At 59.0% G+C, this 12,022-nt stretch carries 13 protein-coding genes; 7 read left to right on the forward strand and 6 right to left on the reverse strand.

What is annotated here, in order from left to right; all coding sequences use genetic code 11:
* Positions 1-97: 97 nt before the first annotated feature.
* Together PspR84_RS18865 and PspR84_RS18870 are read right to left on the reverse strand one after the other, a co-directional pair.
* Complete coding sequence (locus tag PspR84_RS18865) at positions 98-616, reverse strand: cupin domain-containing protein (protein ID WP_160058697.1); 519 nt, start codon at positions 614-616, stop codon at positions 98-100.
* A gap of 222 nt (positions 617-838) precedes the next feature.
* On the reverse strand, positions 839-1,657 hold the full coding sequence (locus PspR84_RS18870; protein WP_160058698.1) for a shikimate 5-dehydrogenase: 819 nt from the start codon (positions 1,655-1,657) through the stop codon (positions 839-841).
* A gap of 256 nt (positions 1,658-1,913) precedes the next feature.
* On the opposite strand from PspR84_RS18870, the gene PspR84_RS18875 reads away from it, so the two are divergent.
* The 3 genes from PspR84_RS18875 to PspR84_RS18885 all read left to right on the forward strand — a co-directional run bounded on the left by PspR84_RS18875 (position 1,914) and on the right by PspR84_RS18885 (position 2,979).
* The gene (locus tag PspR84_RS18875) at positions 1,914-2,273 is read left to right on the forward strand and encodes a hypothetical protein (protein WP_007917357.1); all 360 of its coding nucleotides are present in this window, start codon (positions 1,914-1,916) and stop codon (positions 2,271-2,273) included.
* Between the two features lie 230 nt (positions 2,274-2,503).
* On the forward strand, positions 2,504-2,698 hold the full coding sequence (locus PspR84_RS18880) for a hypothetical protein (RefSeq protein WP_016984641.1): 195 nt from the start codon (positions 2,504-2,506) through the stop codon (positions 2,696-2,698).
* 98 nt (positions 2,699-2,796) lie between these two features.
* Positions 2,797-2,979 (forward strand): hypothetical protein, encoded by a 183-nt coding sequence (locus PspR84_RS18885; protein WP_123450964.1) that lies wholly within the window; start codon positions 2,797-2,799, stop codon positions 2,977-2,979.
* On the opposite strand, the gene PspR84_RS18890 is transcribed toward PspR84_RS18885, so the two are convergent.
* A complete protein-coding gene (locus PspR84_RS18890; protein WP_160058699.1) occupies positions 2,976-4,037 on the reverse strand; it encodes an AI-2E family transporter in 1,062 nt (353 codons plus the stop codon). The genes PspR84_RS18885 and PspR84_RS18890 overlap by 4 nt on opposite strands.
* 155 nt (positions 4,038-4,192) lie before the next feature.
* On the opposite strand from PspR84_RS18890, the gene yegQ reads away from it, so the two are divergent.
* Positions 4,193-5,524, forward strand: coding sequence for a tRNA 5-hydroxyuridine modification protein YegQ (yegQ, locus tag PspR84_RS18895; protein ID WP_160058700.1), 1,332 nt, complete (start codon positions 4,193-4,195; stop codon positions 5,522-5,524).
* A 282-nt stretch (positions 5,525-5,806) separates the two neighbouring features.
* Here yegQ and PspR84_RS18900 read toward each other — a convergent pair whose 3' ends face one another.
* Positions 5,807-6,673: a LysR substrate-binding domain-containing protein gene (locus PspR84_RS18900; protein WP_160058701.1), complete on the reverse strand. Its 867-nt coding sequence runs from the start codon at positions 6,671-6,673 to the stop codon at positions 5,807-5,809.
* A 101-nt stretch (positions 6,674-6,774) separates the two neighbouring features.
* Between PspR84_RS18900 and PspR84_RS18905 the strand changes: the two genes are divergently transcribed.
* Positions 6,775-7,671, forward strand: coding sequence for a DMT family transporter (locus PspR84_RS18905; protein WP_174244462.1), 897 nt, complete (start codon positions 6,775-6,777; stop codon positions 7,669-7,671).
* A gap of 125 nt (positions 7,672-7,796) precedes the next feature.
* Here PspR84_RS18905 and PspR84_RS18910 read toward each other — a convergent pair whose 3' ends face one another.
* Positions 7,797-8,027, reverse strand: coding sequence for a hypothetical protein (locus tag PspR84_RS18910; RefSeq protein ID WP_160058703.1), 231 nt, complete (start codon positions 8,025-8,027; stop codon positions 7,797-7,799).
* 92 nt (positions 8,028-8,119) lie between these two features.
* On the reverse strand, positions 8,120-8,833 hold the full coding sequence (locus PspR84_RS18915) for an FCD domain-containing protein (protein WP_160058704.1): 714 nt from the start codon (positions 8,831-8,833) through the stop codon (positions 8,120-8,122).
* Between the two features lie 345 nt (positions 8,834-9,178).
* Here PspR84_RS18915 and PspR84_RS18920 point away from each other — a divergent pair, with 345 nt between their 5' ends.
* A complete protein-coding gene (locus PspR84_RS18920) occupies positions 9,179-10,525 on the forward strand; it encodes an MFS transporter (RefSeq protein WP_160058705.1) in 1,347 nt (448 codons plus the stop codon).
* Positions 10,526-10,564: 39 nt separating this feature from the next.
* On the forward strand, positions 10,565-11,908 hold the full coding sequence (gene gudD / locus PspR84_RS18925) for a glucarate dehydratase (protein ID WP_160058706.1): 1,344 nt from the start codon (positions 10,565-10,567) through the stop codon (positions 11,906-11,908).
* Positions 11,909-12,022 lie beyond the last annotated feature (114 nt).

Here is a 12,022-nt window from a genome sequence, read left to right on the forward strand (position 1 = left end):
ATGCGGTGTGTCATCCAACGATGATGTAACTGACACGGCCTATTCGCGAGCAAGCTCGCCCCCACAGGGGTTATTCATCAGGTTTCAGATCCTGGGGTTATTCACCATCCCAGTAATCAACGCCATCCTTCTGCCGCGCCACAGCGACAAAGCCTGAAGTATTACCTTCGGCATCCACCTGAAAGTTATCCATCACCGCGTACTTGTTCGAATCCGGGTATTCGCAAATTTCCGGCTGCTGCTGTGTACTCACGGCCAGATATCGCAATTCGCCCGAGCTGGTATTGATGATCTGATGCGCCTGCTCCGGCCCACCCGGCGGACAGGCGATCACATCACCTTGGCGAATCGGAAAACGCTCGGCGCCAAGACGCACCTCGCCCTCCCCGGCCACCACGTAGAACATCTCCTCATTGACCCGATGGCTGTGAAACGGGCTGCCACGCATGCCCGGTGGTAGCGCATATAGGCGATAACCGAGTTTTTGCGATCCCAATTGCTGGCCGATACGGGCCATGCGCTGCTGATAGCGCCCGGCGGTTTCGCCTTCCGGGGCCAGGGCTTCGGGCAGGGGTTCGAGTTCGACCTGATGCAGGTTGAGAATAGGTGGGTGCATGGGGAGCCTCGGTCACGGTTTTTGTGGTGGGCAAGTCTGTGCTTGCTGGGGAGGCAGTATAGGCATTGATGGCCGGCGTGAAACCGCGTCGCATCCTTCGCGAGCAGGCTCGCTCCCACAGGGAATCTACAGCGAACACACAATCTGTGTATGACAAAAATTCAACTGTGGGAGCGAGCTTGCTCGCGAAGAGGCCCGCCAGATCAACGCAAAAACAAAGAATCAGCTCCGGGCAAACGCTACCGCCGCCGCAAACTGCTCTTCATTCGGCCGAACGCCTGTGTACAGCACAAACTGCTCCAGCGCCTGGATCGCGATGACTTCCAGCCCGGTAATCACCTTTTTACCTTCGGCCCGAGCGCGCACGATCAGCGGAGTTTCCGACGGAATCGCCACCACATCAAAAACCGTCTCGGCCGCTGCAATAACTTCAGGCGCAAACGCCAACTGCCCCGCCTCCGGCCCCCCGTCCATACCCACCGGCGTCACATTGATCAGCATCTGCGGGCGCTCCTCGCCCAGTTCCGCCTGCCAGCGATAACCCAGCGAATCCGCCAATGCACGCCCGGCGCGCTCGTTACGGGCGACGATCGAACCGTTTTTATAACCGCCATCGCGCAAGGCGCTGGCCACCGCTTTGGCCATGCCGCCGCTGCCACGCAGGGCGAAGGTCGACTCCTTGGGCACCGCGTGGGTTTTCAGCAACTGCTCGATAGCAATGTAATCGGTGTTGTAAGCCTTGAGATGGCCGTTGGTGTTGACGATGGTGTTGATCGACTGGATCGCCGCCGCCGACGCACCCAGTTCATCGACCAGCGCAATGCACGCTTCCTTGAACGGCATCGACACGCCGCAACCGCGAATGCCCAAGGCGCGAATGCCGCCGACTGCGCCGGTCAGGTCCTGGCTGCTGAACGCCTTGTAGTAGAAATTCAGGCCCAACTGCTCATACAAATGGTTATGAAAACGCAGACCGAAATTGCCTGGCCGCCCTGACAGGGACATGCACAGCTGGGTGTCTTTGTTCGGGTTCATCTGCATGAAACTTCTCCTTCAAACGCACTTTCGGATAGACGGGATTAGCCAGCCCATCGGGTTCTGAACGATCATAGAGGCCTGTTTTAAACGTGTTCTGTGGCCCTTGCACGGCCCGGTAAAGAAGCCGGTACAGACCTTACACAAAATTTACCCAGCGGCTGTGCTGATTTTCAGAATTTCGCTGTCTTAGAAGTATCCCCGCGACAACTGTGGGCCTGGTGCAGGCCCTGCCGCCGGGTCGAAGAACCGAGGACTTATCATGATTCGTAAACTCCCCATTCTGGCCTTGTTGATTGGCGCACTCGCTGTCACAGGTCAGGCAGAAGCCGGTGGTGGCCACGGCTGGCAAGGCCCTGCGGTGTTTGGCGCGATCGTCGGCTCGGCCATCATCGGCTCGGCACTGATCAATCAGGATCGGCCGGTGTATGTGCAACAACAGCCGGTTTATGTTCAGCCGCAACCGGTCTACGTGCAGCAGCCGCCACCACCGGTCTACTATCAGCCGGCACCGGTGTATGTGCAGCAACCGGTTTACATTCAACAGGCCCCCGTCTACTACGGCCCGCCTCGCGGTTATTACGGCCGGCCACATGGCTACTACGGTGGCCCACGCTGGTAACCGAAACACAGAGCCCCGCTTTTATAGCGGGGCTTTTTTATGACCGTTGGTCGGCCAACGTCTGAAAAAATCTCGCCAAGGTCGCTGTGAGGACAGTTTCACCGGCTAAAGTCGGCATGATTGATTGACCGTAATGTACTTTTCCATAAAACGGTCATTTATTTGTCATGACGGAACCGCAATCTGAATCCGTCCGTAAACAACAGGTTGATAACAACAAGGACGACTGTATGCCAACACAAAACCCGCACCGCATTGTCGGTCTGTGCACCTCCAGCAAGGTGTACAGCGCGCTGACCGAACTCAAGCACCTGGAAGGCCATCGCTGCGCCAAGTTTCTTTCGCTGCTGGCGGAGAATCTGGTGCACAAAGGTTTGCTCAACGAACGCGAAGTCATGCACATGCTCGATCAAGTGGTCGACTGAAGCCTCAATGGCATCAATGACCACTATCGAAAGCGTTGATTGTCCGTAGAAGCGACGAATCTCTAAGGTAGCTCCATTGTTAGATGGAGGTACTCGTCATGGCTCAGGTTCAAATCATGTCCGTTATCGGTAGCGCTGTTCCCGCCTCGCTCAGGGCATCGGGCTTGCTCGCCTGCTGGTATCTGATGCGCGACGGCGAAGCCATCAGCGGCCCGCTGACCTCATTGCCCGCCGCGCAGGCACTGTCGCAAAAACTCGTCAGCGAGCCTTTTCACGCTTAAGGCAGTTGCACCTTGGGCTTGGTCTCGGCGAACAGCGCCCAACTCGACATGAACAGCGCGGCGATCAGCGGCCCGATCACAAAGCCATTCAGGCCGAATACCGCCAGACCACCCAGGGTCGAGATCAGAATCAGGTAATCGGGCATTTTGGTGTCCTTGCCCACCAGAATCGGCCGTAGCACGTTGTCCACCAGCCCAATCACAAATACCCCGAACAGGCCCAGCACCACGCCTTGCCAGATCATCCCGCTGAGCAGGAAATACACCGCCACCGGCGCCCAGACGATCCCCGCGCCGACCGCTGGCAGCAACGACAGAAACCCCATCAAGACCGCCCACAGCAATGCGCTGGGGATGTCGAGAAACCAGAAAATCGCTCCGCCCAGCGCGCCTTGAGTCACCGCGACTACGAGATTGCCCTTCACCGTCGCCCGTACCACGCGGTTGAACTTCAACTGCAAGCGCCGCTTGTGACCTTCCTCCAGTGGCACGGCAGTGCGCACCTTGCGCGCCAGTTCGGCGCCGTCACGCAGAAAGAAAAACAGCAAATACAGCATGATGAAAAAACTCACCACGAATTCGAATGTGCCCTGACCAAAACTGAATGCCTGGCTGGCCAGCACCTGGCTGCCCTGCATTGCCGATTTGACGATTTTCTCGCGCAGGCCATTGAGTTCGCCCATGCCGAAGCGGTCAAGCAAGTGCTGAAAGTACGGCGGCAAGCTGTGCTTGAATTGCGCCAGGTACGCGGCAATGTCCAGCTCACCACTTTCGATATTCTTGTAAACCGTCGCCCCTTCCTGCACCAGCAACACGCTGACGATGATCACCGGCAGAATCGCGATGACCAGACAGATGCTCAACGTGCACAGCGAGGTCAGGTTGCGTTGCCAGCCGAATTTCGCCTGCAACTTGCGTTGCATCGGCGCAAACAGGATGCCGAGGATCACCGCCCAGAACACCGCACCGTAGAACGGCAACAGGATCCAGATGAAGGCCACCGTGACCAGCACCAGCAGCACGGTCAGGGATTTGAATTGAAGACTCTTTTCGTTCATGTCCGGTCCATGTCAGTCAGGCGTCATGCACGCCCCGCTCCTTAGTCAGCCGCGGCGTGCACGAGTGCCATCTTTATTCATGGAGCATAGATCCAGATCAACAAACCCTCGCCGCATCTGACTTACCTTGCCGCGCTTTTGCGACCGACACCGCCATGACCTCGATCCTCGCCGCACCCGAACTGCTCGCCCCCGCCGGTACCCTGAAAAACATGCGCTACGCCTTCGCCTATGGCGCCGATGCGGTCTACGCGGGCCAGCCGCGTTATAGCCTGCGGGTGCGCAACAACGAGTTCGATCACGCCAACCTCGCGCTGGGCATTGGTGAGGCCCAGGCAAAGGGCAAGCGCTTCTACGTGGTGGTCAACATCGCGCCGCACAACGCCAAGCTGAAGACTTTCCTCAAGGATCTGGCGCCGGTCATCGGGATGGCGCCGGATGCGCTGATCATGTCCGACCCGGGGCTGATCATGCTGGTGCGTCGGCACTTTCCGCAGATGCCGATTCACCTCTCGGTGCAGGCCAATACGGTGAACTGGGCGAGTGTCGAGTTCTGGCAGCAGCAGGGTGTGAGCCGGATCATCCTGTCGCGGGAATTGTCGCTGGAAGAAATCGGCGAGATCCGCGAACAGGTGCCGGACATGGAGCTGGAAGTGTTCGTTCACGGCGCGCTGTGCATGGCCTATTCCGGGCGCTGTCTGCTCTCGGGCTATATGAACAAGCGCGATGCCAATCAGGGCACCTGCACCAACGCCTGTCGCTGGAAATACTCGGCGCAAGAGGCCACGGAAAATCAGCTAGGCGAAATCGTTCAGACCTTTCAGCCCGAGCCGACCCTGGGCCTCGGCGCGCCGACCGATCAGGTGTTCCTGTTACAGGAAGCCAACCGCCCCGATGAATTGATGCCCGCTTTCGAAGACGAGCACGGCACCTACATCATGAACGCCAAGGACCTGCGCGCGGTGCAACACGTCGAGCGCCTGACGCGCATGGGCGTGCATTCATTGAAGATCGAGGGCCGAACCAAATCGCACTTCTATTGCGCACGCACCACGCAGGTGTATCGAAGGGCGATAGATGATGCTGTGGCCGGGCGTGAGTTTGATCGCAGCCTGATGACGGACTTGGAGTCACTTGCGCAGCGTGGCTACACCGAGGGTTTTCTGCGTCGGCATGTGCATGACGAGTATCAGAATTATCAGAATGGCAGCTCGGTTTCGGAGCGTCAGCAGTTCGTGGGTGAGCTGACGGGGGAGCGACGGGATCGGCTGGCTGAGGTCAAGGTGAAGAATCGCTTTGCACTGGGTGATCATCTGGAATTGATGACGCCCGCAGGCAATTTTCATTTTGATTTGCATGAGTTGCAGAGCCTCAAGGGTGAGGCGATCGAGGTGGCGCCGGGGGATGGGCATACGGTTTATGTGCCGATTCCGGAGGGGGTGGATTTGCGGTTTGGGTTGTTGATGCGGGATCTGCGGGGTGCCTGAGAAGCCCCTCACCCTAGCCCTCTCCCAGAGGGAGAGGGGACTGATTGGGGGATATTGGAGAGATCCACCGACCTGAACGTACTGCGCCGAATCCATAATGAACTCTTCCGATCAAGCACACTGGACTTGGCTGAATCCATAATCGACTCGGTCGTACAGCTTGGCTGAATCCATAATCGACTCGATTGTTCAGGTCGGCGTATAACCCGAGACACCTCGGTCGGCCCCCTCTCCCTTTGGGAGAGGGCTGGGCGGGCGGCGTTCCGATGAGGGTAGCCTTTGTCAAGCAACAAACTCCTCCCGCAACATCGCCACAAACGCCTCCCGCGCCGGATGCACCCCGGCGTTTTCATGCCAGTAAAACAAGTTGTCGACGGCCGTCAGCTCCGGGAATTCATACCCCACACACCCGGCCCCTTTCGCGTACTGCTCAAACACGCCCTTGGGCACCAGTGCCACCCCCGCCCCGGCACTCACACACCCGACAATCGCGCCATAACTGGCCAGACTGACAATCGGCAACGCCTGGCCCTGACGCAACAACCAATGCTCCAGCGCCGCGCGATACGGACAACCCTGCGGCCACATGAACACGGTTTTGTCCTGCAGATCATCGATGCCGCGTACCGGCCCAAACGAGGTCGACGCGATCAACAACAGCTCTTCGCGATACATCGGCGTGCGCTTGAGCTGCGAACGCTCGACATCCACCGCGACAATCGCCCCGTCGAGACGATGGCTGACGGTGTCGTCGAGCAATTGCCCCCAAGTGCCCGTGGTGAGTTCCAGCGCCACCTGCGGATAGCGCTGGTGAAATTTCGCCAGCAAGCGCGGCAAGCGCCCGGTCGCCGAGGATTCGATCGCGCCGATACGCAACGGCCCGGACGGCTCGGCCGAAGGATCGACTGCGCGTTTGGCCTCGACGGTCAGCGCCAGAATCTTTTCCGCATAGACCAGAAACGTCTGCCCCGCCGGGCTGATGCGCAACCCGCGACCCTCACGCAGAAACAGTGCAACGCCCAACTCGGCCTCAAGTGCCTTGATCCGCGCGGTGATGTTCGACGGCACGCAGAACAGCTTTTCCGCCGCCCGGGCGATGCTGCCGACCTCGGCCACAGTCTTGAACATACGGATTTGTGCCAGTTCCATACCAATCACTCTGAGTGAGCATTCAGCGCAGTATAAGTCAGTTGTGGCGAATGATCGGGCACCCGGATACTCGGCGTATCAACACCACCGAGCGCCCGATCATGCCGCACCCTTCCCCGTTGAAAATCCTCCTGGCGATGGCATTTGTCGTCGGTTGCTGGGCCTATTCACCGACCGGCATTCACATTGGTCTGCAAGCCTACGTTCCCGGACATCTGGCGTTGCTGCGGTTTCTGTTGGCCTCGCTGTTCATGGCGCTGATTGCTGCCTTCAAAGGCGTTCGCCTGCCACACCTGCGTGATGTGCCGCTGTTGTTCGCTTTGGGTTTCTTCGCCGTGAGCCTGCATCATGTCGCGCTGAACATCGGCCAGCAAAGCGTCAGTGCCGGGGCTTCCAGTGTGTTGGCGCAATCGAGTCCGCTGTTCAGCACGCTGCTGGCGCGGTTCGTGTTCAAGGATCAGGTCAGCGCCTGGCGTTGGGGTTGTGTGTTGCTCGGTTTTGTTGGCGTGGTGATCGTAGTCAGCGGCGACAAGGGCTTGGGCGACATTGATGCGCATGCCCTGCTGATCCTGTTGGCGGCGGTGTCATGGAGCGTTTACTTCGCCCTGCAAAAACATCATGCGCGGCGATACGACGGCTTCAGCCTGGCCTGTTATGCGGTGTGGTCGGGGACGTTGATGCTGCTGATCTATCTGCCTGGGCTGGGTCAAGCTGTGCTGAATGCGCCGCTGCGGGCGCAAGGGGCGGTGTTGGCATTGGGCGTATTTCCCAGTGCGCTGGCCTATCTGGCCTGGGGCTTTGTGCTCAAGCATGTGGATCTGAGTCGGGCGACAATGACGTTGTATCTGATACCGCCGACGGCGATGGCGATTGCGTCGGTTGGTTTGGCTGAGCGGCCGACGTTACTGGTGCTGGCGGGATCGGTGGTGGTGTTGATCAGTGTGTTGGCGTTGAATCTGGAGCGGCGGGTTGGGGTGGTTAGGGCTGCCGGGGTCTGATCTGAAATCTGTTCTGAAGCGTATGCCGTCTTCGCGAGCAGGCTCGCTCCCACAGGGAAATGCGTTCCAATGTGGGAGCGAGCCTGCTCGCGAAAGGGCCGGTAAATCCAGCGCAAAACCAAGGTTCAGCGCCGATCATCGGACAACGGCGTCGGCTCATCCGCCGGCGGTACATCGTCATCAGCCGCCGGATCCTGCCAGTCTTCGGGACGATCAGCATCGCTCAGCGGATCACGCCCGGGGGGCATTCCCATCGGTGCATCGTGATCGGCCAAGGTCGGTTCATCGGTACCAGGCAGCGGCCGGGTCGGATCGGTCGGCAGCACACCGCCCTGAAACAGCAAATCATTAGCCATGACACACCTCACCAAGGAGGTCCGGAAAACCCGGGCCGTACAACTTGGAATCAGGCCGGTTGGCGGCGTGCTATCGAACAGACGAGCGGCGCTCAACCCCGCGCGGAAAAGCGGTCGCGGCTGTTGGTCAGGTGCAGCCACATTGCAGCGCGCGCGGCATCCGCATCCTGACGCTTGATCGCGTTCAGAATCGCCTCGTGCTCCAGATGGGCCAGTTGCCCGAGCTTGCTCAAATCCGCCGCGCCACGTTCAGCAGCATTGATCCGGTTACGCGGGATCATCGCACTGCCCAGGTGCTGCATGATCTCGCTGAAACAGACGTTACCCGTGGCTTCTGCAATCAGCAGATGAAAGCGTCGATCCGCCTCGACACAACTGTCGTTGTTATCCAGCAGACTTTGATAGTCGTCGAGCGCCTGACGCATTTGCAGCAATTGCGGCTCCGTGCGACGTTGCGCTGCCAACGCCGCCGCTTGGGTTTCCAGGCCCAGACGCAATTCCAGAATGCTGCGCACGCCGAGCGCGGTATCGACATTCAGGCGCAAGCCCTGCTCCGGCGCGCGCTCGATGACGAACGTGCCGATGCCGTGGCGCGTCTCCACCAGTCCCGAAGCCTGCAATTTGGAAATCGCCTCACGCACCACCGTGCGGCTGACGCCGTGTTCCTGAACGATGGAGTTTTCCGAGGGCAGTTTATCGCCGGGCGTCAGCTGACCGAGCAGGATGCTCTGGGTGAGCTTCTCCACCAAGTCATGGGCGAGGTTGTGCGCACGTTTGCGAGCAGGAGCGTCGATATCTTCTTGCATGGTCGGTTCCGGTGATCGGGGCTTGCCGATCGTAGCATTGCGAGGCTGGCTGACGGGATTGATTCTAGCGCCTCAACTTGTATGACAACATTCAAATAAATCGGAGAAGATCAGGATTCCTTGAAAATTACTCGTGCGCAGCAGGGGAAATTTATCGCGCTCCCCAAAGTATAAAACCCAATAAGCGCAAGGCTAGAATACCAAAAAGCATAAGAAACCGACCTTCCAGATAAAATTAATCGGCCCTCCCCACTTGTAGGACAAAAAATCTCAGTTGTATGATGTCTATCAACAACGCAGCACCCGCCCTACCCCGCATAAAAATAATCAGTGGGAGAAAACCAAGTGAAAACCTCCGTCTCCGGGATGAACGAGGGCGTCGATTCGACACTCGCGTCGGCCATCTCGAAAGTGAAACGCCACGTCCTGCCGCTCTTTGTGATCATGTTCATCGTCAATTACATTGACCGGGTGAACATCGGTTTCGTCCGCACCCACATGGAACACGACCTCGGCATCGGTGCCGCCGCATACGGCTTCGGCGCCGGTCTGTTCTTCATCGGTTACGCACTGTTCGAAGTACCCTCCAACATGCTGCTGCAGAAAGTCGGCGCACGCATCTGGCTGACCCGCATCATGTTCACCTGGGGCCTGGTCGCCGCCGGCATGGCGTTCATCCAGAACGAAACCCACTTCTACGTATTGCGCTTTTTGCTCGGCGTGGCCGAGGCCGGGTTCTTTCCTGGGGTGATCTACTACTTCACCCGTTGGCTGCCCGGCGCCGAACGCGGCAAAGCGATTGCGATCTTCCTCAGCGGCTCCGCCGTGGCTTCGTTGATCTCCGGCCCGTTGTCCGGCCTGCTCCTGCAGATCAACGGGCTGGGCATGCACGGCTGGCAATGGATGTACTTCATTGAAGGGATGTTCTCGGTGGGCCTGTGCGTGTTCGTCTGGTTCTGGCTCGACGCCAAACCCCACGACGCGAAATGGCTGAGCCGCGCCGAGCAGGACGCACTGGTCAATGCCATCGACGCGGAACAGAAAGCCCGCGAAGCCGCGACACCGATCCGGCCATCGATGGGCAAACTGCTCAAAGATCGCCAGATCATCCTGTTCTGCCTGATCTACTTCTTCATTCAACTGACCATCTACGCCGCTACATTCTGGCTGCCGAGCATCATCAAAAAAATGGGTGAGATGAGCGACTTCCAGGTCGGTTTGTTCAACTCGATTCCGTGGTTGCTGTCGATCATCGGCATGTACGCCTTCGCCTCGTTCTCGGCCAAGTGGAAACACCAGCAGGCGTGGGTCGCCACCGCCCTGTTGATCGCCGCTGCGGGGATGTTCATGTCGACCACCGGCGGGCCGATCTTCGCTTTCGTCGCGATCTGTTTTGCCGCGCTGGGCTTCAAATCCGCTTCGTCACTGTTCTGGCCGATTCCGCAGGCCTATCTGGATGCGCGCATCGCTGCGGCGGTGATCGCGCTGATCAACTCGGTGGGCAACCTAGGCGGCTTCGTCGCGCCGACCACGTTTGGTCTGCTCGAAGAACACACCGGCTCGATTCAGGGCGGCCTCTATGGCCTGGCCGCGACCTCAATCATCGCCGCGATCATCGTCTTCTTCGCACGCACCACACCGAAACCTGCTGCTGATATCGCCGTGGCCGATGCCGCGCCAAAGCACGCCTGACGTCCATTTTAAAGATTGCGAATAAGAAGGATAAAAACCATGACTGCACACGACATCGCCAAAGCCCCGATCATCACCGATATGCAAGTCATCCCGGTGGCCGGTCACGACGGCATGCTGCTCAACCTGAGCGGCGCCCACGGGCCGTTTTTCACCCGCAACATCGTTATCCTCAAGGACAACGCCGGCCACACCGGCGTCGGCGAGGTGCCCGGTGGCGAGCGCATTCGCCAGACCCTCGAAGATGCACGCAGTCTGGTAGTCGGCAGCCCGATCGGCACCTGGCAGAAAATCCTCAACCAAGTGCGCCAGACCTTCGCCGACCGCGATGCCGGCGGTCGTGGTCTGCAAACCTTCGATTTGCGCATCACCATTCACGCCGTTACCGGTCTCGAAGCCGCCCTGCTCGATCTGCTCGGTCAGCATCTCGATGTACCGGTGGCGGCATTGCTTGGCGAAGGTCTGCAACGCGATGAAGTGAAGATGCTCGGTTATCTGTTTTACGTCGGTGATCAGCGCGAAACCGACCTCGCCTACCGCAGCGAACCAGACGCCGACAACGACTGGTTCCGCGTACGTCACGAGAAGGCCATGACCGCCGAAGCCGTGGTGCGCCTCGCCGAAGCGGCCCACGCGAAATACGGTTTCAAGGACTTCAAACTCAAGGGCGGCGTGCTCAGCGGCGATGCCGAAATCGAAGCCGTCACAGCGCTGGCCGAACGCTTTCCCGAGGCGCGCATCACCCTTGATCCGAACGGTGCGTGGTCACTCAAAGAAGCTATTCGTTTGTGCCGCGATCAGCATCAGGTGCTCGCCTACGCCGAAGACCCGTGTGGTGCGGAAAACGGTTATTCCGGTCGCGAAGTGATGGCTGAGTTCCGCCGCGCCACCGGGCTGAAAACCGCCACCAACATGATCGCCACGGACTGGCGCGAAATGGGTCATGCGATCCAGTTGCAGTCGGTGGACATTCCACTGGCCGACCCGCACTTCTGGACCATGCAGGGTTCGGTGCGCGTGGCGCAGATGTGCCATGAATGGGGCCTGACCTGGGGTTCGCATTCCAACAATCACTTCGATATTTCCTTGGCGATGTTCACCCATGTCGCCGCTGCTGCGCCGGGGGAGATCACCGCGATCGACACTCATTGGATCTGGCAGGACGGACAGCGCCTGACCAAAGCACCGCTGCAAATTGTCGACGGTCTGGTCCAAGTGCCGAAAAAACCGGGGCTGGGTGTCGAGCTGGATATGGATCAGGTGGCCAAGGCTCACGAGCTATATAAAGGCATGGGCCTCGGCGCACGCGATGACAGCGTGGCGATGCAGTTTCTGATTCCTGGGTGGAAGTTCGATAACAAGCGGCCGTGTCTGGTGCGCTGAACCTGATCTCCAATCCACCACGGTCCCTGTAGGAGTGAGCCTGCTCGCGATAGCGGTGTGTCAGTTGATGTAAATGTTGACTGACGCATCGCTATCGTGAGCAGGCTCACTCCT

This window comes from Pseudomonas sp. R84 (assembly GCF_009834515.1).
Lineage (GTDB): Bacteria > Pseudomonadota > Gammaproteobacteria > Pseudomonadales > Pseudomonadaceae > Aquipseudomonas.